Below are 26,819 nucleotides of genomic sequence, written 5' to 3'. Positions count from 1 at the left end.
TTAACCTTTATTCACTGGGTTCTGGTAACGTTTACCTGATTTTGCGCCTTCACTTCGGTTATAACTCCTGTGCTCTAACTCATAATTTTTCGAATTTTTCATCCAGTCTCTCACTGGCTTTGATTTAGGTCCATGATACTTCCCTCTTTGATTCCAATAATCTACGGCATCTTTAGGATGATGAGCCATATCTGCCACCTCCTCTGGGTACCATTCACCATCCTTTCGGGATTTAAAATATCCCTTACCTTTTACTACTCTATATCGTGGAGGCTTTTCATTACGCATTCTTTCTTTTACTTGCTCTCCTGTTGCACTGTTCTTACTCGGCGTTTTTCCAACATACTGTAGCCGTTTGCTTTTTTTTCTATGTTTACTTAGCTCATTTACAGACAGTGCCTTTGTGCCTCTGCTTTTTGGTGCTTTACTAACAATATTTTTAATCTGGCTATTATTAGCATTTGCTTTTGACCTTTTACCACTTGGTAAAGCTCCACTTAAAGCTGCACTTCCTGCCTCTTTCAACGCACAAGCTACTGAAATCTCCTCTCCCTTTATTACTTGTTCGGCAAGCTCACCCAAAAAAGTGCCAATTCCTGTCCCTATGGCTCCTCCAACTCGCGCGCCTAATGGCCCAACCCGTCCTCCAAGTAATGTTCCAATCGTATTACCAGCAGTAATCAATGTACCTTTTACTACTGCTCCAAGTACATCACGCCAGCCTCCCCCTTGCGAAGCTACTTGTACACCGTCAATGATTCCGCTAACAATCGACTTAACTCCTATAGCAATCAACCACGGCGCTATATTGCCCAATGGGTCGGCGCGGTTGTATGGGTCGTTGCGTGCGTAGCTGTAGTAATATGTTTCCGGGTTGAGCCATTCCGGGTCTAAGCTCAGGTAGGTTGTTAGCCAGGGGCAGTAGTATCGGGCGAGGTTGTAATACAGGCCCGTTTCGCTGTCTTCGTATTGCCCCATCAGCCGCCAGGGCTGGCGAATCCGGGTGTGATGTATGGTGAGCTCTCCGAAGGCCGAATAGCTGCCGTGCCAAACAACCTGCCCTTGCTGGTCGTATACGTATGTGATGGCTCCCCGAACATCTGCCTGCATCCAGTAAAGCTGATTGCTTTCACGGAACGCTACCGGCACCTGGCTGTCGGGCAGGTAAACGTACTCGCGGACAAGGGGCGCAGCGCCCGGCTGGCTCTCGTAGGTTTCGATTACCAGTTGCGAACCAGCCCAGGCAAATTGCCAGCGTTCAATGCCGTTGGTCTTGCTAATCCGACGTCCGATGCCATCGTACTCGTATCGCCACGTACCCGACGACTGGGTTTCTACACTCGCCAGTGTGCTGTTTCGGGCAAATGAAAGACGTAACTTCCCCTTAGGACCGTTTACGCGTATGACATTCCCGAGGGCATCATAATGGACGTTCATTCGGCCGATTTGCCGAACCTCGTCCATGTACCCAACCTGAACAGGATGCCCGTTGAATACGGTCAGGTTTCCTTTGGCGTCGTACGAAAAGCGCTCAATGAGCTGTCGGGTTTGTGCATCGAGCAGACCCGTCAGCCGGGATTCGTCGTCGTACGTAAGCTGAAAGTTCTGTTTGCCTGCTGCATCCTGATAGCGGCTGAGCCGATCCCAACTATCGTACGCGTACGATTGTTCACATAGGAGCCGCCCCCGGCCGTTTTGTACCCGGACATGCCGTAAGCCTTCGGTGTGGTTCCGCTGCTGGTACTCCGTAACTCCGTTTGGATACCGAATTTCGGCCAGTAGGTCCTGCTCGTTATAGATAAACTGGACTACTTGGCCAGCTACCTGTAGCCCGACAATCCGACTATTTGAATCATATATATATCCCACAGCCAGCCCCGTCGGCAACGTTAGCTGCGTCAGACGCGAGGCTTTATCATAAGCGAAAGCAGTGCTGCCGGCAGGGCTTGCTTCACTAATAAGTCGGTTCAGTTCATCGTACGCAAACCTGACGGCGTACGTACCGGAGTCAATCAGGGTTGGCTGATTCTGCTCGTTATAGTCAAACCGAACGGTTGGTCCTTGCTCCCAACGTAGCTGGGTAATCTGTTCACCATTGTAATGCTGACTAAACTGTTTGCCATCGCGCAGTTGAAGGTGGAGTATGTCGGCGTCTTGGTCGTACTGATACGATTGACGGGTCTGGTCTGGAAAAACTAAATCGCTGAGTAAACCCTCCTCGTCGTAAATGAACCGAACAGAGCGGTTAAGTGGATCGTGAATGGCCTGTAGCTGGCCATCTGGTGTTCGGGTGAATCGGTGCGTCTGCCCAGTTCGATCTACCAGAACTGACAGGTCGCCAAAATCAGTATAAACAAACTGCTGGCTTTTCTGGCCGGGGTAAATAACCCGGGTCAACCGCCCCTTATTGTAGTCGAATCGGTATGATTTGTCGGGTGATGTACCTACCCGTTGTAATTGACCTTCATTAAACGTAAAGCCTAACTGCTCCCCACTTGGGTACGTAAACTGAGACAGTCGGCCGTCGTTGTCGTATGCCATCTGGTAGCGTACGCCCGATGGCTTAGTAATGGTTGCGGGCAGAACGTCTGCCGAATAGGATAGGGTGGTTTTGTTGCCTGCTTCGTCGGTTTGAATGAGCGTTTTTTTGTCCGGAGAAACCTGAACATTGTCGTCAGCCAGATCAGCGATAAGCTTATCGCGGGCCGCTTCCCGCATGGGAAGTCGGAAAGCCTCGATCTGATCTCGTTTAACGACAAACATGGTGGGTTCAGGAATACTTTTTAACTAGCACTTTTCCATAAATGGACTTCCCGACTGGGCAGCCGAAATAGCGGTTTGAATCTGAGCTGCTGACTTATCATCAGCTTCAGCGTGTTTGATTTTTCTATCGGCTGTTTGCGTAGCACTATACATCTTCGAGACGGCAACGTTTCCAACCACGGTAAAGTCTATCGAAATCGCTGCCATGCCAAAATCGCCAATCAACACAGTCGGACATCCCATCACTATCATTCCGCCATGCGCTGTATTGTCACCCAGCCGTGCTGCTGGTCTTCCGCCAATGCGTACCGTCGCCGACCCGCGCACAATTACATCAGGTGCACTGGCACAAGTGCAGAGCGTTCCAACCGTAGCGGCAGGCATGCCACCGATTAATACAGTGGGTACTCCGGCCGGCAAAACCGGCCCGCCAACGTGTGGCTTTGGGCCGTCGAACATTGGGCAAACGTGCATGTCGCCAACGCGGGCTGCGGGTTGTCCCATCGTGCTTGAATTATTTTAGACAACTAATTGACTTGTAGGCGAACTCGCTTATTTTTGATGCATACACAAGCAACCTTTTCCACACCATGCTCCGACCTAATTTCGAGTCCGAAGCTCGTTCCATTACCAGCAGTGCCGTTAGTGAGGCCCGTGGTAAACTCCTCCGTAACCAGAGTGTCCGCAACACCATTCTGTACGTACTGGTCACGTTCGCGGTGTTCGCGCTGGTCGGTTACCTGGGTCACCTGCTGGCTCATTCCGTGCTGCCCGCCGAAAGTGACGTCAGCTTCTGGACGTACAGTATTATTCTTGGCGTCGTTTTCCTGCTCGGTATGCTGCACGTCACCAGCCTGCGGTCTTTCATGCCCTGGATTCGCCCGGACAATTACCTCCAGGGTACGCTTATGACGCTGTTCATGGGCGTCATTGCCGGGATGGCTGTCTTTCTGATGTCGTTTTCACCCCGGCTCTTCCAGGTGCTGGCCGATCAGGAGTTCCGGGCCAATGTTCGGCCGCTGGTCAGTACAGTACTGATTTTCCCGCTACCGTATTTCATTCAGTGGGCCTATGAAGCATATGATCGAATTCCGCCGAAAATCTTCAAGAAGTGGCGCTACAACCCGCTGCTTCAGATGCCTTACCTGACCGAGGCTGAGTTCAAACGGACTACCAACGTCATCTTCGTGCTCGATGTCCGTTACGGTGAGCGCAACTCCTACGACATCCGCTCGTTTATTCCGGATGCCATGAACGTTGGCGATGGTTTTCAGTTCTCACTCGACGAACACAACGAAGATGAGCCCAGCCGCCGGATTGAGATTCGGTCGTCGCCGAAGGAGTTCTTCGAGTGGCACTTCTACGTACAGCGTCCCTGGTACCAGAAAAACCTCTACGTCGATCCCGACCGAACCTGCCGCGAAAATCACCTGCTCAACGGCGTCCGGATCATCGCCCGTCGACTGCCGCCGGTGAAGAAATAAGCAGCGATGGGGGAGCTAAAGATTAGTTCCCCCATCGTACTATTCCTATCGCTTGTCGTCCCAGTTGTTGTTGTGTTCGGCGTCGCTGATCATGATCTTTTCCGCTGAGATGGTCAGCGTCAGCGTCATCGACGGACGGTCGGGGTAGGACGGGTCGGGCGTTTTGTCGAACCTCTCAGCGTAGCCAATGCACCGGGCTTTGTTGAACTGTACCGTCTTGAGCGTTCCCTTCTTATCGTCGAGGAACTTAATATCGCCGTCACCTTCCTTGTACGAGTTGACCATCCATTCGGCCAGTGCGTTATCGGTTTCGCTCGATACGATTTCTACGGTGATAATGCCACCCTGTGTAATTGACGACGGACGGCCTTTCTGGTCAACAGATCGGCGGAGTTCGTAGAAACATTTCTGAACTTCGGTTTCGGGTACGCCCGTAGCAGTGAAGTACGCGGCAATAGCTGAAGCTGGCATAGTAAATTGTGTTTGGTTGTGGAATTGATTGTTATAGTGAAATTGAACTAGATTACGAGTTTATTTTGACCATTGGGGCTTTAATATCCACTAGACCATTCCCACTAACCTCCACCTGAGTAGCCTGCACGGTTGTTTGTTGTATCGCCTTCACCGAAATGGTACGGGCACTTTGTTTAATCTCGCTGGTTGATGATACGTCGGTATTCGTTGAGGTAACATTGATGTCTTTCTGCACGGTGATCTTCATATTCTTGGCATTCATCTCGATGTTTTCCTTAGCGGTCATCTTGATGTCTTTGGCCTGAAGCTGAATCAGCCCCTCTGTATGCAGCGTGATGGTGCCGTCGCCTTTGAATGAGATGTGCAGATTGGTGCCCTTCTTATTGGCGTTGGTTATAAAGATTTCCTGCTCACCGGGTTTGTCCTTGAAGACCAGCTTGTTGCCACCTTTCGTGCGGATGATTTTCTGTAAGTTCTGGTCAAACCAGTAGTTCGTTGATGGGGTCTTGTGGTACAGACTACCCACTACTACCGGAAAATCGACGTGGTTGGCCTCGTAGCTGATTAAAACCTGATCGTCTTTCTCAGGAATAAACAGCATTCCCCGGTCGCTGCCGGTGTAGGGGAACGCCACCCGTATCCACGACGATTTCCCCTGGAGTTGATTCGGCCAGTGAAACTGGACCCGCACCCGGCCGAGCTGGAGCGGGTCTTCGTTGGTGATGATGGTCGCAATTTCGGGTAGAGCCACCGGCATCCGGGCGTGCGGATTGCGGGGCGGGAAGTCGGACGCGTCGGGAATGGCTTCGAAAAAGTTTTCGTAGTTTCCGATGTTATCGACCGTATGTGTGATATGCGTAATGCGGTATTTACCAACCGATACCTGCTCGAACTGCTTCAGAATATTCAGCTTCTGGCCCGTTACGTTGACCATGACGCCCACACTCAGGTTCGGGTTTTCGCCGGAGCCCTGAAACCTGACCAGATCGGCCGCGTTTGTCGCGTTAAGGGCTTCTACGGCCGTATCGAGTTGGGCCTGCACCTGAATGTCTTTCAGCGGAAACGACTGCGATGCCCGGCCAAATAGGCTCTGCGACTGGCTGTAGGCAAATGAACCGAACTGTCCAAGACCAACCGGCTGACTGCCACTGCCGTACGACTCATGCTTGACGTAATTATAGTGCGTCATGCTGAAGCGGTTTGGTTTCAGCCCAATCGACATATCGAAATGCTGAACGCCATCCACCACAAACGGCTGCGTTTTGGTGTCGGGCTTGCCAATTACCAACTGCGTACCGTTGTAATAAAACCACTCGCCATATTCTGCGGCCAGCCGACTCATGAAATCGAAATTACTTTCATCATACTGGGCTTTGTAGTCGAGCGTGTCCATGTTTTTGGGACTCACACTCCGTGGCAGCAGATTTTGTGGGTAATCGAACAGAACGGCCCCAAAAATCTGCCCGAGTGTCTGCCGGACAAAAGCCCGGCGCTGTACGCCGTCTTCAAGCAGAATTGTCGGGCTGTGGCCTTTGATGATGTATGAATTCACCATCTCGCTGTCGTTGTGCAGCACCAGTTCCGTCACGATTCCCTTAAACTCAAAATCGTGCGGTACGTTCTTGAAAAACGGCTTGAACGAGATGGTAATGTCTTTACCACAAAGCCGTTGGTGAGCGGACTGGAAAAAGAAAGCGCCCTTACCTTCCAGGTCTTCGATGGGTACGACGATCTCGAACGTATGGTGCGTGAACATCGACTGATCGATGCGAAGGTGTGTGAAATGCTTGATGGCTGTACCCCCGACTGAGACATTTACCGTAACCTGCTGGGCCATTGTTTTATGAGTTTGTCGGTGAGGTTATATAGCATCCCGACGCCAGTCGAGCCATTGGTTATCGTGTAACATACCGTTGAGTTCCATCTTGGCAGCCGTCAGGCCAAGGTCAAACGTATAAGCCGAGTCAATGCCATGGTGGGGCGTGAAGATTTCCCGGTATGATACGCAGTAGCACTGTTCGAATGTCAGCACTTTCATGATCTGGCTGGTCAGGTCTTTGAAGATGATCCGGCCGTTGTATGCCAAGTCCGGGCGAATGGCCCAGTCGGTGAGGGTCGCGTAGTCATTCCCAACCAGCGAGACCCGAATCAGTCCGCTACGTACGCCTGCCGATGGACGGCCTTTGGGGTCGATTGGCTGCGTCAGATGGTATTCGCAGGTCAATACCCGGTACGGAGGAATTTTTCCAGCTACGTAAAAGTCGGCCGCAAACGAAGCTGCCATGAGGTAGATCGTTAAAAGTCCTGGTGGGATAGTGTGTACTATTCGGGTGTTTCAGGCCAGCGATTATTTAATTCGATGCCGCCAACCTTGATCTTCTCCGGTGAAATGGTAATGATCGTTACCATATTGGCATTGTTCGTGGTACCGTCAAAGCGTTCGAGCAGTTCCACGCAATAGGCATTCGTGAATTCCAGCTTTTTGAGGGCTACGTTCTGCATGTCCATTTCGTAGAAGACGATACTGCCGTTCATCTTCTTATCCGGATTGGCCATCCATTCCGCCACCGTATTGTTGGCTGTTGCGTTGAATTCGACGGTTATTTTACCGCCCCGCGTCAGCGACGCGGGGCGGCCGAGCGAATCCACTGCCTGATTGATGTCAAAATAGACGTAGTTAACCGCCGTTGAGAATCCGTCAAGATTGAAACTGGCGCTGAACGAGGGCATGGACGACTACGGATTAGCGTTGAGACACGTCCCCTTTAAAGTCGCCCCGACGACCGGTGCTTTCATCGCGGCCCCGCTCACCGTGCAAACCAATCACAAACGTTTTGGCCGGGAAGAACGGCGTAATGTTGATGTCGACGAAAATCCGGTCTTTCTGAATCGGGTCCTGACGGAACTGCGGAGCCTCAAAACGCTCGATAATTTTACCTGGTCCTTTAATCTGGTCGAGGAACTGGATAATCTCTTCCGTAATTTCTTTCTCTACTTTACCGCTCCAGTTCTCCATGGCCCGTTTGTTCAGGAAGCACATCAGCACTTTCATGATCCAGTCGAACACGCGCACCACCGAGTAGGTTTTCAGGCCGATATTTGAACCGTTGTACAAGGTCTTACCCGAGAAGGCAATTACCTTACCGAATTCTTTGGTAAGCGGAATAAGCCCCTGATTTTCCAGTTCGCCAACCTCCGTTTTCAACAGATCGAACCGGGCACCGTCAACGTCTTCCAGCGAACCGTACTGATAGCCGGCCGATACCTGCGAGATCAGGTTCATGTACATTTTACCGGCTATGGCCGACGACGGGTTGACATATAAGTCATCGTATTCTTCGAGTTCATCGTACTTACCGCGGCCTACAATCGGGTTACAAGCCATCAGTACGTTGGCATAGCGGCCTTCGTCGGCAGCGAGCTTTTCGCGTTGAAACTCTTTTAAGGTTTCTTTCAAACTATCCAGATTCTGATAGTCGGTTACGAGCATGAGCTTATGGTCATGAGCAATTTTAGCCCAGGTGTCGACAGTCCGCTTGCTGCCAAGATACCCCGGAATGACCATCAGCGAGTAGCTTTCGCGGAGGTCGAAGCGGTTGTACACTTTATGGACCTCGTTTTTGATATGCTCAATAGTTTCAGCGTTGGTCGGGTCGGCTGGATTCAGTTGATCAAGACCCGCATTCATGAAAACAATGTTTCGAATCTTAAGCCCACTGGTTTCCGCGTTCTTGAAGAACAGATCAACGCCTTTGTAGGTACTTTCCAGCTCACGAACTTCGCTGACAACGGCCGCGAGATTATCTTTATAAAGCTTCTCTGTCGCCTGATACTTCTCGTCAACTTCTTTTGCAAGTTCCGTCACTGAAGTACCTTCTTTGCTCAGCATATCTTTCCAGAGCTGAAGCCGGTCGCGCAGTTGCTTACGGTCCTGCTTCCGCGATTCGTCGGTCAGAAAAATGCTTTTGCGAGCCTTGCGCTCGGGGCTAAAAATCTCGCTTCCGTCAATACTGGTTTCGAGAAGTTTGAAGCCGCCTAATCGCATTTGCTGCAATTGAGTAACGTGCTGCTCAATGGGGACAGCAACAGAGGGTTGGCGTTCGCGTACGGGCGCAGCCGCCGACGAGCTTTTTTCAGCCTCAGCCATGATAGAAGATCAGTAAAGGTTTGGTCAGATTCTGTTGTGGAATGCTAGTACTTAAGAAGCCTGATCGATTTCATCGATCATCTGCTGAATCATGTCCAGCACGATGGCCTTGGCCTGCGGGTTTTGTAGGGCCGTTTGCAACAGTTTATTTGAGCGGAGATGTCGGTCTAGCTTCTGGAGGTTTCGCATCTGCTCCGACAGTTCGCGCAGGATAGGGCTTTGTTCGACTAAGCCCTCCTGCGAAAAGTCACCCATCCGACGGAACTCAAATGTTTCAACGACGGGAGCACCCTCCTGATCAAATAAAGAAAGCGTCACATCGGGTTTATAATGCTCCAGAACGTCGTTGACCGACTCGAGCCCTTCGATTGCGTCCGGTTCCTGCAGCAGTTCGTCGTTGAACTTACCAACGTACAGCGTCTTGTTCTGGCTGATGGGCGAGAGACTGGGAGGAATATCTTTATAGGCTGCCCAGGCGCCGGGCATATTTAAGGTAGGATTCATAATCTAATGGAGTGGATAACGTTTTCAAAATCAATAATAAAGGCTCTTGTTGGGTTTTGCAAATATTACCGAAAAAAAGGTTCATAGGTTTAGTAAGCGGTGAGTGTGCTTACTGATTCATGAATAGGTTTGTAAAAGTCTGTGATCCAGAAAAACCAATAAATCCACTGATAAGTGAGTCTAAAGATATTCTCCTCTATTACTTTGATTTCTTATTAATTACAGGCGCCACAGTGAACGTAACACCGAATACACGTTTACAGGTCGCCAGAGACTCTTTACGATCATTAAATCCATTAAGTCCTCCGTTGACTATAAGTGTGATGCCTCTTAGATCATCTTTATCCGCTAAGGTATTTAAATTATGAGTCTTCCAAAACCATAGAGCTGAAATGATAGCATCCTCTGGTCGTTCTAGTTGTTCTGGATGCTCAACGTAGTTGTAACGGGCGAAGCATGCCGTTTCTGTATCGTGTTGTAAGCACAGTTTTCGCAAGCTATTCTGAAGTTGAGTGTAATTGTAACGACCTGTAGTTTGAATTAACCCTCTGCCCCGAAAAAAATATCCGTCGCCTGGCAGATGGTTGCCTAAGCGGTCCTTGTATAAATAGTTACCCCATTTTTCTGGGTTGTGTTCGTACTTCTTGGCAGTAGCGAGGCTATCAATTCTCTGAGGTTGTTTTAAAAGAAGTGTATCAGCCCTGTAATCTAAATCTTCATTAGTCCTTTCAAATCCATAAAACTTTTTGATTTTCTTAATCTTATTTTTTTTGTCTTCACTTCAATTTCTACGAGGCCTTTTGATTCATGAATTAATTGGGCCAAAAGATGAACTAACCTCAGTCGAGTATTTATCTCATAACTAGCTAATCTCGAATTAATTAGTGGGGCGTAAATTTGTGCATTAGTACGACTGACCCCACAGGCGAACAAGTGTTGCGGAGTTACAACAGGACATACGCTCTCGGTGTATTGACCGCTAGATTTAGCCATAAATCTTAGAATGCTTGAATGTTACTACTAACCACCTCCCACGTCAACTCCCCCTCCACCACATCTACCCTGAGCGTCTGATCTTTGCTCAGTTCCCCCGAGATAATCATCTGCGAGATCGGCCGACGGAGCTGCCCGCGGATGACGCCTTTGAGTGGGCGGGCACCGTAGCGGGGCGAGAAGCCATTGAGGGCCAGGTGCTCACGGACCCCATCCGTCAGTTCAAGGGTGATGCCCTGTTTAGTAAGTAGGTCAGTCAGGCCGCGCAGGTGGATGTTAAAGATCCGGACGGCATTTTGTTCACTTATCGGCGCAAATGGCACAATTTCCGTCAGTCGCGCCAGAAACTCGGGCCGGAAATGCCGGGCCATGATGTCCATCAGGTCACTCGCGGTCGGAATGTTGCCTTCGCCAAACTGACGCACAATAAACTCACTACCAATGTTGGACGTAAAAAGTACGACGGCGTTCGAGAAATCGCCCTCTTTACCCAGCCGATCGTGGAGTTTGCCTTCGTCCAGGATTTGCAGGAAGATGTCAAATACGGATGGGTGAGCCTTTTCAATTTCGTCGAACAGAACGACGGAGTAAGGCTTTTCGCGAATCTTATTCACCAGCATACCGCCCTGCTCGTAGCCGACGTAACCCGGAGGAGCGCCGTAGAGTAAAGCCGCCGAATGCTCTTCCTTAAACTCCGACATATCAAAGCGGATCAGGAACGATTCGTCGTTAAACAGGAAATCCGCCAGGGCCTTCGCCAGTTCGGTTTTTCCGGTTCCAGTTGGCCCCAGCAGGAAGAACGCGCCCGTTGGCTGCTTGCCACCGGTCAGCCCTGCCCGCGACTCCAGAATAGCTGCCGACAGCGATTTGATGGCATGGTCCTGCCCGACAACTCGCTTCCGTAAAATATCGTCCATCTGCATCAGCCGTTCGCGTTCGGCACTTTGCAGTTTGCCGAGGGGTATACCGGTTTTGGCCGAAATCATGGCGGCAATGTGTTGCCGGGTCACTATTTCCGGTTTGACCTGAGCCACCGGGAGTAGTTGAGTCAGTCGCGTATCCAGATAGTCGCGCAAAGCATCCGCTACTTCAATGGTATCAGGCTGGGGGGTATCGTCTTCGAGTTGCTGCTGAAGAATCGGGCTTACTTTCTGCTGGAATTGGCGTAGTAGCCAGCGGTATTCATCGAGCCGCTCGGCCTCATCCCGCTCCGCTACCTGTTCATTCAGGGTCACCAGATTCTGTTGCAGGGTGGTCAAATTACTGTGGCCGGTTTCGCCCAGCGTTCGAATAGCGGCCATAGTGCGGTCTACCAAATCAACGGCTGCGTCGGGGAGCCGACGGTCTTTAACGTATCGACTGGCCAGTCGTACAGCTTCGCCCGCTACGTCGGGTTCGACCCGTAATTCATGGTGCTGCTCAAAATAAGGCAGTAGGTTGATTAGCATCCGGCGGGCCGTCGTGATGTCTGGCTCAGGTACGTTCAGAAGTTCGAATCGGCGGCTAAACGCTTCGTCCTTCTCGACGTACTGGCGGAATTCATCCAGCGTTGTAGCGCCAATGACGGTCAGTTCACCCCGGGCGAGTTCTGGCTTTAGTAACTGCGCCACCCCAGTGCCGAGCGGCCCGTTGGGGTTAAGCAATACGTGGATTTCGTCGATAAACAGGATTGCTTTGTCAAACGCCTTGATCTCCTTGAGCACTTTTTTCAGGCGGTCTTCGACTTCTCCCTTGTACGACGCACCGGCTGCCAGTGATCCTAAATCGAGTTCAAATAAGTGTGAATTCTGAAGCGGAGCTGGAACGTCACCTTCAATTATTGCCTGAGAAAAGCCCTCAATGAGGGCAGATTTACCAACGCCCGGTTCACCAACGAGCATGACATTGGGTTTAAGGCGCCGAACCAGAATTTCGACCATCAGCCGAAGCTCCTGGTCGCGGCCGATAATGCGGTCAAACTTACCTTCGCGGGCTAGGTCGGTTTTATTGGTACAAAATCTATATAAAGCCGATTCACCATTGTCTGTTGGGGCGGGGGCTCCATTCTGTCCGTTTGTTCCGGGTTGTTGTGGCTGAACTGCCGCCAGAACCGCACGGTTATCAACGGCAGCATCAAGTAATTCCTTCTGCGTGATTGGAAGCGATTTAAGTTGATCTGCCGTGAAGGCAATGCCAGCTTTGAGCAGGGAGGCCATCACGTGTACCGGCTCAATATTCATAGCCGATACCTGCAAGGCAACCAGCTCAGCCAGCTTCATAGTCTGTTGAACGCCTAAATCACCCGAAGGTTGAGTGGTTAGCTGACTGGATTTGGGAAGCATTTCGAGCCGGTAGTCGGCCCAGTCGCGTAAGAAGTAAATATCTTTCCCCAAGTTGGCAAGCCACGAGGCAAATCCAACATCATTATGCAGTAAACCCAGCATCAGGTGGGGAGGAGCGATGTGTTCGTGGCGATGTTCCTTGGCAATTGCCTGGGCTATTTGAATAGCCTCTTTCGTCTCTTCGGCGAGATTCATAGTAACGTGGTGTGGATCAGGATAGAACTGGTCTGAAATATATGGAAAAGCAGGAAAGAAAAAGAAAAAATTTAATTATTCGCAGTGTTAATTGGTGAACAGCACCTGATTTCTTATCGCTTCTTTCGACTGTTTATCGATGGTATAAATTTGATTGGATACAGGGACTACTGCTTACCTTGACTAGTGGTCTGTGATCCATAATAAATCGTTACTTCTGCGCCCTGATTACTCAAAAACAGGCACGTTTATCGCCATATTTTTGTTCTTTTACCAGACAAATCAAGCAAAAAATGCCAAACTGGTTTCTCGGAAAAATTCGCTACCAGCAACCTATCGATGATTCGAACGTAGGGACGCGGAACGAAGAGTTTATTAAACAAAAGACCGTTACGGAGGCTTACCTGATCGACGCCGTTTCGTACACGGATGCCGAAACACGGCTGTATCAGAACGTCGCGGCTAATACGCCCGACTTTGAAATTACTAACATCAACCGAATGAAACTGGCTGATGTCTTTCATATCGAAGATGGGGGCGAAACCTGGTACAAAGTAAAGGCCGTCTTTACAATCGAAGACCTGAAAACGGGAAAGGAAAAAAAGTCGCCGAGCGTGATGCTGGTTAATGCCGAAACTGTTAAACAGGCCTATGACCGCGTGGAGGAAGGGCTTCGCACGGCTCTTGATCCATTCGAGATTACGGACGTTAACCTGACGAAGATTCTGGATATTTTCCCATACACGGAAGAAGAACAGCGTAACCTGCGGCCGCTGGCTGAGGTGGCTGCCCCAACTGAATAATAGAAAAAGCCCTGACAGACATCAGGGCTTTTTCATTGATTTGAAAACGATGTTGGTGATTCAGTGACCGGCGACCGCATTGCTGTTAATCGGCACAGCTCGTTTACGGCCCCGTGAATCGATAATTTCCACTGATTTTACCTGCGGTCCTACCGTAAGCTGGCGTGCGGATTGCGATAGAAACGAGTGACCGTAGTAGAACTCTACTTTCTGCTTTTTCTGGTCCGCATACACAAGCTCAGCAGCTACGTCGGTAGGTTGCAGACGAATGATGTGATTGGGCTGATTCTCACGGAAAATGCAGAGCCGCCCCCGGTTTTGCGAAGCTACCAACAGCGACTGTCCCTGCGCATTGGTCAGTTGAGCCAGCCCTTTGGCATTGCCCGGCACATAGAAGCCGCTGGTTGCGAGGGACTGCGGGATAAAGTCCCCTTGCCCGTTGCCTTTCAACCATAAGCCGTTCAGAGCGTCGTAGCGGCCCATCAGAACCTCTCCGCTGTAATCGTTGCCCACCAGCACGACATCCAGGTTGCCATCGTGATCGACATCGTCGGCAATCATACCGAAGATAGGTGCCAGTTGGGCCTGAGTAGGCAGCGGGTGTAGCGCAAAAGTGCCATCGCCCCGATTCTCGACGTAGGCTGACTGCAGATAATTGGCTTCCAGCACCAGCGCTTTTTCACGTTCTTCGGGTTTCAGCAGTTTGTCGATGCTGGCCTGCGTAAAGTCTTTGTAGTACGGAAAACGCGCGCGCATTGAAATCATCTGCTTGATCAGGTCGTCGCGGCCGTGAAACGTGAATTCCCGGCGCTGTCCGTTCTCGTCGGGGATGAAAATGGTCGGTATGGCGTCGTAGAATCCGTTGTTGTCGAAGTCGCCGGCGTATATTCTGATGGGTTCGCGATCACTGGCCCGCATTCGGGCATTGAGTCCAAGGTTGCCAGCTATGTAATCCATGTCGCCATCCCGGTCAAAATCACCGGCTACCAGCGAACTCCACCAGCCTTTAGCATTGGCGAATGAGTGAATGAGTGAATGAGTGAATTGTTTGCCACCATTATTTTTTAAGATAGTCAGCGGCATAAATTCCCCAGCCAGCATCAAATCCTGCCAGCCGTCGTTGTCGTAGTCGGTCCAGAGGGCGTCGCAAACCAGGCCGATGTTTTCCAGGCCAGGCGCTACGGCTTTCGTTACGTCCGTGAACTTCGCCTGACCCGGTTTCGAGTCGTTCCGGAAAATGAAACTGGATACCGGTTTTGGATAATGATCCGGTTCTACCCGCCCCCCTACGAACAAGTCCAGATCACCGTCGCGGTCAAAGTCCGTCGCTTTCACGCAGGACTTACTGATTGTGTTGGCGGGCAAAGCCGACTGCACCAGCGTAAAACCACCCCGACCGTCGTTGAGGTACAGTCGGTCCTGAAATACCGGCGTATTGGCATTGCCCTCGATGCTGCCGCTGGCGATGTACAGGTCCAGATCGCCATCCAGATCTGCATCGAAGAATAGCGTCCCCATATCCTCTTCGGCCTTGTCTGAGTTAGCGGGTTGAGCATTGGGCGCTGAGATAAATGGCGCGTTGGCAGGGCCGGGCAGCAGGTCTTTCTGCACAAATTTTCCCTGAATGGTCTGGAGGAAGAAGGCGCCTTTGCGAAACCGTGAACCGCCAACGAATATGTCGTCCAGTTTGTCGCCATTGACATCGCCTACGGATACGGCCGGCCCGAACTGCGACAGTTTGTGGGGCAGCAGTTTCTGAACGTTGAAGTCAATGTATTCAGGTTCTTCGTGCTTGTAGGCGATCGACAGTGAGTCCGTCATTTCCGTAAACGGCGTTGCGGTGGGCTGCGGGTCGTGAGTAGGGGTTTCGCGGGCGTTGCGTACATCAACCATCAGCACCTGATTGGCCTTCACATTCCGGAAGGTTTGCTGGCGAGCCGGCTGCGTACCATGGGCGGGCCATACGATTCGCACTTCGTCTATTGCCGATACGTCGCCTAAGCCAAAATGAGCTACCGGTTCAACCGTTGAGAGATAGCCGCGGTAAGGACTGTGTTCATATACCTGACGCTGGGCGTCTGTGCCTTTTTTGTAACGGATGTCAACGGTCGCCCCCAGACCCATCCGGTTTTGTTCGGGACCCGCGAATTTGATACGGAGATAATTTCCCTGTTCGCTCTTTTCGTCGATCAGGTTATTACGGTACACAAAGGCCGAATCGTTGATGTTGTTGACTACGTAGTCAAGATCGCCGTCGTTGTCCAGATCGCCGTAGGCAGCCCCATTTGAAAACGAAGGTGCATCCATACCCCACTCTTTCGTTACGTCGTCAAACGTCAGGTCGCCCCCCTTATTCCGAAAGGCGTAGTTGCTGATTTTGATGACTGGAATCTGTTGAAGCATAAATTCCTTCGTCGAAACCGACGAACTCTGCGCTCGGAACGATACGAAATCCCGGTCGGTAATGTCCTTCGGAAAGCCGTTGGTAATGAGCAGATCGCGGTAACCGTCGTTATCCATATCGACCAGGTTGGGTGCCCAGCTCCAGTCGGTTTCGGCTACGTCGGCCAGCAGGCTGATCTCACTGAACACCGGCTGTTTCGTCTGCGAATTGACGCCCTGATTCAGTTGCAGCGTATTCCGGACGTACTGGTAACCGTACCCGTACTGCTCGTTGTTGAGGTAAGTCTGGTAGTTGTTGGGTCCGATGAGCATCTTCTTCCGATAGTTGTCGCGGGGCAGCATATCCACCGCTACGACATCGGGCAGGCCATCGTTATTAATGTCGGCAATGTCGTTGCCCATGGCCGAACTGCTGGTGTGTTTAAAATACCGGCCCGACTGCTCCGAGAACGTACCGTCATGATTATTGATATATAGTAAGTCGTCTGTCAGGTAATCATTCGTGACGTAGATGTCCCGCCAGCCATCGTGATTAATGTCGGTGATATTAATGCCCAGACCATAGCCCTCGTGGAGAATACCGGCCTGTTTCGATACATCGGTAAACACCGGGTGCCCGAGTTTCGCGTCGAAGTCGTTCCGATACAGCCGGTCGGTGGTATGGGAGGAACCGTCGTTCACTTTATCGCGGTACGCATTCGGGTAGGTTTCGATGGTGTTGGTCAGCACGTACAGGTCCAGATCGCCGTCGTTGTCATAATCCAGAAACGCCGAGTTGGTCGAATGGCTATCATCGGCGATACCGTACTCGTGGGCCATCTCCCGAAATACCGGCACGCCCTGTTGGCTGCCCTGATTAACATACAGCAGGTTCTCGCGCTGGCGGGCTGTTTTGCTTACCGTTGCACTTACGTATATGTCTAACCGTCCGTCGTTGTTAATATCAACGAGCGATACGCCCGCACACCATCTGCCATCCCCACCAATGCCGGCCTGCTTTGTTACATCGTCGAATCGTAAATCACCTTTATTAACAAATAGCCGGTTTGCTACCTGATTACCGGTAAAAAACACGTCGGCCAGCCCATCGTTATTAAAATCGCCGATAGCCGTCCCGCCCCCATTGTAGATATACTCAAAATTCAGAATGTTCATCGTATCGCTGTCAACAATACGATTGGCGAAAGTAATACCAGTTTGCTCGGCAGGAAGCTGGGTAAACAGGGTAGCGTCGCGCAACTGGCATGAGTTAGTTAACCAGCCGGTTACACCAATGTAAACAAGAAGGGTAAAGCGTCGAAACATCACTTTATAACATAGGAAAAAGCTAAAATACAACTTATTGAGCAGATAGACTATTGTCGACTGCGTGTGCTGAAAAAATACTCAGGAACCATTCAATCGCTTCTGTAATCGTTTGCATAAGTATATTTCCTTGTATGCCATTTTCCCGGAAATGTTTAAAAATTAGAAGTATACTACTTAAAATAATACTATTCATAGAATAGAAACATAAAATTATTCAGATTCTGCTTTGAAATAGAATTTAACTAACATAATATTGTTGGTGATTTTTTACCCTTTTAACACTAACCTACATGAACGCAAAGTTTTACAGGTTCTTCAGAGTGACTGTTCTGAGTGCCGTTGCGCTGCTTTGGAGCATGACCGTATTTGCTCAGGATCGTCGAGTCACTGGTAAAGTAACAGGACCTGATGGCCCGGTTCCCGGCGCCAACGTAGTCCTGAAAGGTACCAGCACTGGTACATCCACCGATGCCACTGGTAGTTACAGTATCAATGTACGAGGCAATGATCCTGTTCTTGTCATCTCGGCTATTGGTTCCAAAACCCAGGAGGTAGCCGTGGGCAATCGCTCAACAGTAGACGTAACCCTTGCCGACGATGCCACGGCACTGGAAGAGGTCGTTGTAACGGGTTACACGACGGACACTAAACGCGAAACCACTGGTGCCGTTTCGACGGTAAAAGCCCGGGCGCTTGCCGTTACGCCATCCGGTAACGTAGAGCAGCAGCTCCAGGGCCGCGTTGCTGGTGTGACAGTAATTACAAATGGTCAGCCGGGAACGGCCAGCCAGATTCGTGTACGTGGTTTTGGAGCCTTTGGTGGTAACGAACCGCTGTACGTAGTAGACGGGGTGCCTGTTGGCTCTACCGACTTCCTCGCTCCTGACGACATTGAAACGACGACCGTTCTGAAAGATGCGGCATCGGCTTCTATCTACGGTGCCCGTGCTGCCAATGGTGTGATTGTATACACCACGAAAAAAGGGTCACGTACGGCCCGCAAACTGTCAGTTTCTTATGATGGCCAATACGGGGTTACTGACCCGGGCAGAGGCCAGGAGATGCTGAAGCCGCTTGAGTTTGCTCAGTGGACCTGGCAGGCCTTCCGCAACACAGGTCTGAAGCCTGGAGATGATGGCTGGGGACACCCTCAGTTTGGCAAAGGGGCCGAGCCTGTTATTCCTGATTATATTAACGTAGGTGGTACGCCGGGCGTTGTTGGTACGGTAGACCTGGCCGCTGAGCGTGCCAAATACAACGTCAATCCAGCAGCTGGCCCTGTTTATCAGGTTGTACGGGCTAACAAAGAGGGTACGGATTGGTACGACGCTATTACGCGGGTTGCTCCGGTACAACGTCACGGACTGAGTTTCTCGGGCGGTACCGATTATAGCCGGTATTACATCGGTTTCAGCGCGCAGGATCAGAAAGGTATCTTGTTGAACAATAGCTTCAAGCGCTACACCTTCCGGGCTAACACGGAATTTGACCTGTCGAAGCGCGTTCGCATCGGCGAAAACCTCCAGTTTACTTACCGTTCGGTACTTGGCCAGGGCGGTGGCGCTGGTGGCCAGGGTGTAGCGGCTGATGAAAACTCAATTCTGGGGTCCTTCCGGATGCCAACGATCATTCCGGTATACGACGAATTCGGTGGCTACGCCGGTACAGCAGCCAAGGGATTCAACAACCCGCGTAACCCGGTGGCTGAACGGGATAACCTGATCAATAACCGCGACTTTAACGGAAACGGCTTCGGTAACATCTATATCGAATATGATCCGATTGCCAATCTGACCCTGCGGAGCAGCCTTGGTGGACAGTATAACAACTTCTATGGTTTTGGTTACTCTCGTCTGCAATACGAAAACTCGGAGAACAACTCCAGCTTCGGTTACAATGAGTACGGTGGATATGCATTCTCCTGGGTGCTGACCAATACCGCCAACTACAAGCGCCGGTTCGGTATCCACAACATTGATGTCCTGGTTGGTCAGGAAGCTTTGAACACAGGTTCTGGTCGTAACATCAACGGTAACGGTTTAAACCCATTCTCGACCGACCCGAACTACATTACGCTGAACACCGTATCGGCAACGGGCCGGGTTGTGGGCAGTAACCAGTTTAAAGGCGTAAACTTCTACTCGCTGTTTGGTCGTCTGAACTACTCGTATAATGACAAGTACATCTTTACGGGTTTGATTCGTCGCGATGGTTCCAGCCGCTTCGGTGCTAACAACCGCTACGGGGTGTTCCCGGCTGCGTCGGCCGCCTGGCGTGTCTCGTCAGAAGAGTTCATGAAGAACGTACCGTGGGTAACCGACCTGAAAATTCGCGGTGGCTACGGTATCATGGGTAACTCGAACAACGTAGATCCGAACAACCAGTACACTCTCTACGCTTCAAACCTGGGTAACTCAGCCTACGACATCAGTGGTACAAATAGCAGTACGGCTGAAGGCTATTACCGCTCGCGGATTGGTAACCCAAACGCCAAGTGGGAGACCAGTGTCACGACTAACCTCGGTATCGATGGTTCGTTCTTCAACAATCGCCTGGAGGTTATCTTCGACATCTGGCGGAAAGATACCAAGGACCTGCTGTTCAACGTACCTATCCCGGACGTTATCGGAACGTATGCATCAGCGCCGTCGGTGAACATTGCCAAAATGCGTAACCAGGGTATTGACCTGCAGGTGATCACCCGCGGTAAAATTGGACCGGAAGTTGGCTACGAGGCCAACATAACGGGTGGTATGTTGAGCAACGAGATTGTTTCACTGGCACCGGGCCTGACCTATATTACCTACATCAACCCAGGCTTCCGGGGGATTAACCCAATCCGGAACCAGTTGGGCTACTCAATCTCGTCGTTCTACGGCTATAAAGTGGTCGGTTTGTTCCAGAACCAGGAAGAAGTTCGCTCTGCTCCGACGCAGGAAGGGGCGGCCCCAGGTCGTTTCCGGTTTGCTGACATTAATAACGATGGCAAGATTACGCCTGATGACCGTACGTACCTCGGTAGCCCGGTTCCGAAGTTCACGGGTGGTCTGAACCTGAAGTTTACGTACAAAGGATTCGACATCGAGACCTACGCGTACACCTCAGTAGGCAACAAGATCTTCAACGTATCGAAGTGGTTTACTGACTTCTTCCCGTCGTTCGAAGGTGCTGCTATCAGCGCGCGGGTACGGGATTCCTGGACGCCACAGAATCCGGATGCCAAACTGCCGATCTTCGAGCGGGCCTCTAACTTCAGCACGAACTCGCAGTCGAACTCCTACTACGTTGAAGATGGTACCTTCTTCCGTCTGCAAAACCTGTCAATCGGCTACAATCTGCCGGTGGGCTTCCTAAGCCGTATTGGTCTGCAGCGGGCACGTGTGTTTGCTTCAACGAATAACCTGTTCACGATCACTAAGTACCAGGGTCTGGATCCGGGCGTTGGTGGTAACGCTGACACGAACTTCGGTATCGACGTAGGTAACTACCCACTTACACGGAGCTTCCTGGGCGGTTTGAGCATTGGTTTCTAATCAACTTGTACGAGGAGCCGGACCGAACCGTAACGGGTCGGTTCTGCTCCTGACCTGATAACCTACAGATAAAAATCGTTTGTAATCAAACATGAATACTTACATCAAAAAAGGAGCGATCGGCGTAGCGACTACCGCAGTACTTACGCTCGGTGGAGTTGCCTGTCAAGATAAGTTTCTGGAAATTCAGCCAACCGGCCAGTTGAGTAATGCCCAGCTAACGTCTAAGAATGGTATCGAAGGCTCGTTGATTTCAGCTTATTCAATCTTGAATGGGCGGGGTGAACGTTTGGCGTCTTTTGCGAACTGGGTATGGGGTGGCATTCGTGGGGGCGATGCTAATAAAGGTACCGACCCCGGTGACTTCTCATCGATCAACCCGATTCAGCGGTTTGAAACCATCTCAACCGGTGACGTAGCCAGTACCTGGCAGCGGAAGTACGAAGGTATTAGCCGGGTCAATGCTACGTTGCGTCTGCTGGCCTCGGCTGGTCCTGACGTATCAGCCGCCGATAAGACCCGGATTACCGCCGAAGGTCGGTTTCTGCGTGGGTTGTATTACTTCGATCTGAAACGTTTGTACAACAACACGCCGTATATCGATGAGTCGATGGATTACGGAGCCGGCATCGAAAAGGTAGGCAACAACGTTGAACTGTACCCGAAAATCGAAGCAGATATCAAGTTTGCCTACGACAACCTACCCGAAACGCAGGCCGCTGCTGGCCGGATCAACAAGTGGGGTGCTGGGGCCATGCTGGCAAAGGTGTATCTGTATCAGAAAAAATACACCGAAGCAAAAGCTTTGTTCGACCAGGTTATAGCTAACGGTAAAACCTCAAACGGCAAGAAGTATGGCCTGGTAGCGAAGTACGCTGATCTTTTCAAGGCATCGAACGACAACAACGAGGAGTCTGTCTTTGCTATTCAGGCGGCTGCTAACACAGGTAGCGTGAATAACGCCAACCCTGAGTTTGACCTGAACTTTCCGTACAACACAGGTCCGAACGGTCCGGGTAACTGCTGCGGTTTCAACCAGCCGAGCTTCGAGTACGTGAATTCATTCCGTACCAACGCAAACGGTCTGCCCTTGCTGGATGGTTCATACAATGCTCCTGCTAATGAAGTGAAGAACGACCAGGGTGTTACGTCAAAAACGGCCTTTACGCCGGATGCGGGTAACCTTGATCCGCGTCTCGATCATACGGTTGGTCGCCGGGGTATTCCCTACCTCGATTGGCAGGATCACCCGGGTCAGGACTGGATCCGTAACCAGCCGAACGGTGGTCCGTACTCGCCCAAGAAGTTTACATACTATAAGTCGGACCGCGGTTCATTCCAGGACAATAGTTCATGGACGCCGGGTTATACGGCCGTTAACTTCCCCATTATGCGTTTTGCCGACGTATTGCTGATGGCTGCCGAGTGCGAAATCGAAGTAGGAAGCCTGGAAAAAGCGCGTGAATACACGAACATGGTTCGGAAACGGGCGTCTAACCCGGCTGGCTTTGTAACCAAAGCTGATGGTACACCGGCTGCTAAATATGTAATCAACGAATATCCGGCTTCAACGTTTGCAACGAAAGAATCAGCCCGTACGGCTCTTCGTTTCGAGCGCCGTCTGGAACTGGGCGATGAAGGTCACCGCTTCTTCGATCTGGTACGTTGGGGTGTTGCCGAGCAGGTAATCAACGCTTATCTGGCCTATGAGGGTGTGAAGCTGCCGACTACCTTAGGTGGATCTAAATTTACGCCGAATCAGGATGAGTACCTGCCAATTCCGCAGGCTCAGATTGACCTGCAGGGTAAGGACGTTCTGAAGCAGAACCCTGGTTATTAATAACCATTTACTAAATACAAAACGGGCTGGGGCAATGTTCCGGCCCGTTTTGTATTAGTTCGCATTAACTATGCATTAAAAAAATCTTGCTTTTTAGCTAGGCACACTATACATTTGACGCGTCATGAAACGTGCTCTGTTCCAATTGTTCAATGTCCTGATGGCCTGCGTCGTGCTGCTCAGCAGTACTGGCTTTGGTCTGATTGAACATACGTGCCAGATGCGCGGCAAGAAGCGGATGATGGTAACGGTCGTTAGCCAGCATCAGCAAAAAGGCTGTGCTGCTGATCGGTTGACAGGCACTGCTAAGCATTCGCATGACAACCTGCCCGCTCTTGATAAAGCGGCCTGCTGCGATGAGGACCAGCGTTACGAAAACGTTGACGTTTCATCCTCGTTGAGCCAGTTAGTAGCCAAGTTCGTTAAGACAGTCACAGAAGCGGTAGCGACGGGCGTCGTGAGCATGCTGGCCTGGCTTGTCGACTGGATTTTTGATCGGGAGTCGTCAACCCCGCTAACTTCCGCATCCTCTCCTCCTGTTCTCTCCGGGCGCGATATACTTGCGCTGGTTCAGAGTCTGTTAATCTGATTCGCTGATTGGAATACATACGGCCGGTGTTCGCGAGACACGGGCTTCTGTGTTTTACTTGTCAATCAACGAACTCATGCGATTCTCATTAATTTTAGTCGCCCTACTGTGCTATGGACCTGTATGGGCACAATTAGATTCTACAAAAGCCGCACAGCCAACGGCTATTCCAACTACATCCGTTCAGGGAACATCCGTTCGGGGAACCTCCGTTCAGGGAATGTCCATTCGGGGAACAGTAACCGAAGTTGCCAACGGAAAACAAGTACCACTCGTAGGGGCCACGGTACTTTGGGTAGGTACGTCAACGGGCACGGCTACGGATTCTCTCGGCCGTTTTCAACTGCCACTGGTTCCACCGGCCCGACAGATAGCGGTGAGCTATGTCGGCTACCGGTCTGATACGTTAACGCTGATCGATCCAACGCAGGAAGTGATCATTACGTTAAAAAGTGAAGCTACACTCCAGGAGGTAACCGTTTCGGGTACGTCCGGCCAGATCGACCGGATGAACCCCATCCAGACCGAACTCCTGACGCAACGGACGCTGGCCAAAGCCGCCTGCTGCAATCTGTCCGAAAGCTTTGAAACCAATGCATCTGTCAGCGTACAATACAGCGATGCCGTGACCGGTGCGAAACAGATTCAGTTTCTGGGTCTGGGCGGGCAGTACGTGCAAACCAATGTCGAGAACATTCCGACCGTTCGGGGTCTGGCTTCGGCTTTTGGATTAAATTACATCCCTGGTACGTGGATTACCTCTATCGATGTCGGCAAGGGGGCTGGCTCGGTTGTGAATGGTTACGAGGCCATGACGGGCCAGATGAACGTTGAGTTGCAGAAACCCGACAGCGAGCAAAAGATTTTTCTGAACGGCTACGCTAACAGCTTCGGTCGGCTGGAGGGCAACGTTAACTGGTCGCAACCATTGAGCGAAAAATGGAGCGTTGGGGTATTGGGCCACGCCAGCACGTTACGGACGGAGATCGACCAGAACAACGACGGTTTCCGGGATCTGCCGCTGTACACGCAGGTAAATGCCATCAACCGCTATAAGTATAGTGGTGAACGGTTCATGGCTCAGTTTGGCGTGAAAGCGCTGTACGAAGATCGCGACGGTGGGCAGTTGAGCCGTGTTTCGAACCCGCTCCGCTACGTGTTCGGCAACACGACCAAACGGCTGGAGTTCTTTTCTAAAACGGCGAAGCTGTATCCCGAAAAACCTTACAAGGGGCTGGGCTTTATCCTAAACGGCGTACACCACCAGCAGGACGCGCAGTTCGGCTTCCGGCCCTATGTCGGACGACAGCAGACGCTGTATGCCAACTTGATTTACCAGTCGATCATCGGCAATACCAACCACGCGTTCAAAACGGGGCTTAGCTACCTCCTCGACGACTACCGCGAAACGTTTGCCGGTGCCTCAACAACATCGACCCGGACGGAATCAGTACCTGGAGCGTTTGTGGAGTACACCTACACGTATCCTGAGCGGCTGGTGCTGGTGCTGGGCGGGCGGTTCGACTATCACAACCTGTTTGGCGCGCAGTGGACACCCCGGGTTCATGCAAAATACAACTTGAACGATAACCTCACGCTGCGGGCGTCGGTGGGTCGAGGTTTCCGCGTGCCGAATGCCCTGGCCGAGAACTTCGGCTATCTGGTCAGTTCGCGGGCCATCTTGAACGAAGCAGATCTTCGTCCGGAAATTTCCTGGAATTACGGACTCAGCCTGGTCAATGAATTTCAATTGCTGAATCGAAAAGCAACGTTGTCTGTTGATTACTACCGGACCGATTTTCAGAATCAGTTGGTTGTCGACCTGGATCATCCACGCGAGCTGCATTTCTACAATGTGCAGGGGCGGTCATTTGCCAACAGTTTTCAGGTTGAGTTGAACGTACAGCCCGCGAAACGCTTCGAGGTGAAAGCGGCTTACCGGCTGTTCGACGTACGGCAAAGCATGGGCGGTGTCTTCGGCGAAGATCGATTGCTGCCCCGGATGATGGTCAGCCGCGACCGGGTATTGCTCAATGCCGGGTATGCCCTGCCTTATGACAAATGGAAGTTCGACGCTACGTTGCAGTGGAATGGCCCGAAACGAATACCGTATTTGCGTGAAGGCTACGTCCATACGTCGTACACAAACATGCCACTGGCCTACGCGCCAGGCTTTTACAACCTGAACGCGCAGGTGAGCCGGGCGTTTCGTAGCGGCTGGGAAGTGTACCTGGGGGGCGAAAACCTGACCGGCTTCCGGCAAACGAATCCGATTTTTGCGGCCAACGATCCGTTCGGACGGGACTTTGATGCGGCTTCGCAGGTTTGGGGACCCATAACGGGCCGAATGGTATACGTAGGATTCCGATTTAAACCAGCGTTGTGATGATACTTACTATTCGAAACATGGTCTGCGACCGCTGCAAACGGGTAGTGCGCGAAGAACTCGAAAAACTGGGACTGGTTGTCGGCCGGGTCGACCTGGGCGAAGTAGAGGTGCCCGAATTGCCTGCGCCGGTCTCGCTCGACGACGTTCGGCAGACCTTACAGGCCAACGGCTTTGATCTGGTCGACGATCGCAAGCAGACGCTGGTTGAGCACATCAAGGTGTTGCTGATTAACGAAATTCAGCACCTGAAAGGTGAACGTCTGCCCACAGAAAATTACTCTGACTTTCTGGAGCGAAAGCTCGGCTATGATTACTCATACCTCAGCGGCCTGTTCTCCGCCAGTGAAGGACAGACGGTGGAGAAATACATCATTGCGCTGAAAATTGAGAAGGTTAAAGAGTGGCTGCGGTATGATGAACTGACCCTGAGCGAAATCGCGTGGCGGTTGGGCTACAGTAGCGTGCATCACCTGTCGAACCAGTTCCGGCAGGTGACGGGCCAGACGCCGGGGCAATACCGCAAAGCCGCTCACGCTGACCGACGGCCACTCGATTCGGTGTAGGAGCCCGCAAAGCTGCACAACAAACGGGAAATTATGTAAAAACCACGGCGAAACAGCGTAGTTACTTTGTCATACCGCTATTGGTAGACAACCCAAATCAAGTTCGTTATGGAAAACATGACCCAACACGCCGAGCACGTCGACATCTGTTTCGATTGCGCCGAGGCCTGTGAACGTTGCGCCACGGCCTGCCTCCAGGAAGAAAATGTGCAGATGATGGCCGATTGTATCCGACTCTGCCGCGACTGTGCCGATTTCTGTACCATGTGCGCCCGGCTGACGGCCCGCGATTCACAGTTTATGAAGCAGTTTATGGTACTCTGCGCCGATGTCTGCGATGCCTGTGCGGACGAGTGTAGCAAGCATGACGACGAACACTGCAAGGCCTGCGCTGAAGCCTGTCGCCGTTGTGCCGATGATTGTCGGCGGATGTCTGCCAATGCCTGATAAAACTGATGGGATGGCACTGCGCTAAGCAAGTGTCATTCCGTCCTATTGAACAAACACAAC

General features: G+C 51.4%; 18 protein-coding genes. 8 read left to right on the top strand and 10 right to left on the bottom strand.

What is annotated here, in order from left to right; all coding sequences use genetic code 11:
* Positions 1–2,763, bottom strand: a complete 2,763-nt coding sequence (locus BN8_RS18890; protein ID WP_009283526.1) for an RHS repeat-associated core domain-containing protein — start codon at positions 2,761–2,763, stop codon at positions 1–3.
* A gap of 24 nt (positions 2,764–2,787) precedes the next feature.
* On the bottom strand, positions 2,788–3,267 hold the full coding sequence (locus BN8_RS33815; protein ID WP_040006251.1) for a PAAR domain-containing contractile injection system baseplate protein: 480 nt from the start codon (positions 3,265–3,267) through the stop codon (positions 2,788–2,790).
* 86 nt (positions 3,268–3,353) lie between these two features.
* Here BN8_RS33815 and BN8_RS18880 point away from each other — a divergent pair, with 86 nt between their 5' ends.
* Positions 3,354–4,247 (top strand): TssN family type VI secretion system protein, encoded by an 894-nt coding sequence (locus BN8_RS18880; RefSeq protein ID WP_009283525.1) that lies wholly within the window; start codon positions 3,354–3,356, stop codon positions 4,245–4,247.
* Between the two features lie 45 nt (positions 4,248–4,292).
* Here the strand turns inward: BN8_RS18880 and tssD (BN8_RS18875) are convergent, their stop codons facing one another.
* From tssD (BN8_RS18875) to BN8_RS18840, 7 genes are all read right to left on the bottom strand, one after another.
* A complete protein-coding gene (gene tssD, locus BN8_RS18875) occupies positions 4,293–4,718 on the bottom strand; it encodes a type VI secretion system tube protein TssD (protein ID WP_009283524.1) in 426 nt (141 codons plus the stop codon).
* A 52-nt stretch (positions 4,719–4,770) separates the two neighbouring features.
* Positions 4,771–6,558: a type VI secretion system Vgr family protein gene (locus tag BN8_RS18870; RefSeq protein ID WP_009283523.1), complete on the bottom strand. Its 1,788-nt coding sequence runs from the start codon at positions 6,556–6,558 to the stop codon at positions 4,771–4,773.
* 24 nt (positions 6,559–6,582) lie between these two features.
* On the bottom strand, positions 6,583–7,005 hold the full coding sequence (gene tssD / locus BN8_RS18865) for a type VI secretion system tube protein TssD (protein ID WP_009283522.1): 423 nt from the start codon (positions 7,003–7,005) through the stop codon (positions 6,583–6,585).
* Positions 7,006–7,043: 38 nt separating this feature from the next.
* Positions 7,044–7,451: a type VI secretion system tube protein TssD gene (gene tssD, locus BN8_RS18860; RefSeq protein ID WP_009283521.1), complete on the bottom strand. Its 408-nt coding sequence runs from the start codon at positions 7,449–7,451 to the stop codon at positions 7,044–7,046.
* A gap of 13 nt (positions 7,452–7,464) precedes the next feature.
* Positions 7,465–8,868 (bottom strand): hypothetical protein, encoded by a 1,404-nt coding sequence (locus BN8_RS18855; protein ID WP_009283520.1) that lies wholly within the window; start codon positions 8,866–8,868, stop codon positions 7,465–7,467.
* Positions 8,869–8,919: 51 nt separating this feature from the next.
* Positions 8,920–9,372 (bottom strand): type VI secretion system contractile sheath small subunit, encoded by a 453-nt coding sequence (locus BN8_RS18850; protein WP_009283519.1) that lies wholly within the window; start codon positions 9,370–9,372, stop codon positions 8,920–8,922.
* Positions 9,373–10,370: 998 nt separating this feature from the next.
* Positions 10,371–12,881 carry an ATP-dependent Clp protease ATP-binding subunit gene (locus BN8_RS18840; RefSeq protein ID WP_009283518.1) on the bottom strand — a complete coding sequence of 837 codons (2,511 nt, stop codon included), beginning with the start codon at positions 12,879–12,881 and terminating at the stop codon, positions 10,371–10,373.
* A 293-nt stretch (positions 12,882–13,174) separates the two neighbouring features.
* Here BN8_RS18840 and BN8_RS18835 point away from each other — a divergent pair, with 293 nt between their 5' ends.
* On the top strand, positions 13,175–13,684 hold the full coding sequence (locus BN8_RS18835) for a DUF4494 domain-containing protein (RefSeq protein WP_009283517.1): 510 nt from the start codon (positions 13,175–13,177) through the stop codon (positions 13,682–13,684).
* A 60-nt stretch (positions 13,685–13,744) separates the two neighbouring features.
* Here the strand turns inward: BN8_RS18835 and BN8_RS18830 are convergent, their stop codons facing one another.
* The gene (locus BN8_RS18830) at positions 13,745–17,392 is read right to left on the bottom strand and encodes a VCBS repeat-containing protein (protein WP_009283516.1); all 3,648 of its coding nucleotides are present in this window, start codon (positions 17,390–17,392) and stop codon (positions 13,745–13,747) included.
* Between the two features lie 293 nt (positions 17,393–17,685).
* Here BN8_RS18830 and BN8_RS18825 point away from each other — a divergent pair, with 293 nt between their 5' ends.
* The 6 genes from BN8_RS18825 (at position 17,686) to BN8_RS18800 (ending at position 26,756) form a co-directional block, all read left to right on the top strand.
* Complete coding sequence (locus BN8_RS18825) at positions 17,686–20,928, top strand: SusC/RagA family TonB-linked outer membrane protein (RefSeq protein WP_009283515.1); 3,243 nt, start codon at positions 17,686–17,688, stop codon at positions 20,926–20,928.
* A gap of 91 nt (positions 20,929–21,019) precedes the next feature.
* Entirely contained in the window at positions 21,020–22,768 is a 1,749-nt protein-coding gene (locus tag BN8_RS18820; RefSeq protein WP_009283514.1) for a RagB/SusD family nutrient uptake outer membrane protein, read from the top strand.
* Positions 22,769–22,892: 124 nt separating this feature from the next.
* A complete protein-coding gene (locus BN8_RS18815; RefSeq protein WP_009283513.1) occupies positions 22,893–23,357 on the top strand; it encodes a hypothetical protein in 465 nt (154 codons plus the stop codon).
* Between the two features lie 76 nt (positions 23,358–23,433).
* Entirely contained in the window at positions 23,434–25,743 is a 2,310-nt protein-coding gene (locus tag BN8_RS18810) for a TonB-dependent receptor (RefSeq protein ID WP_009283512.1), read from the top strand.
* Complete coding sequence (locus BN8_RS18805) at positions 25,743–26,309, top strand: AraC family transcriptional regulator (RefSeq protein WP_009283511.1); 567 nt, start codon at positions 25,743–25,745, stop codon at positions 26,307–26,309. The genes BN8_RS18810 and BN8_RS18805 overlap by 1 nt, the downstream gene beginning before the upstream one ends.
* Before the next feature lie 108 nt (positions 26,310–26,417).
* Complete coding sequence (locus BN8_RS18800; protein ID WP_009283510.1) at positions 26,418–26,756, top strand: four-helix bundle copper-binding protein; 339 nt, start codon at positions 26,418–26,420, stop codon at positions 26,754–26,756.
* The last annotated feature ends 63 nt before the right edge of the window (positions 26,757–26,819 follow it).

The sequence above is a fragment of the Fibrisoma limi BUZ 3 genome (genome assembly GCF_000296815.2).
Classification (GTDB): Bacteria; Bacteroidota; Bacteroidia; order Cytophagales; family Spirosomataceae; genus Fibrisoma; species Fibrisoma limi.
This window is presented reverse-complemented; position numbering and strand designations above follow the sequence as displayed.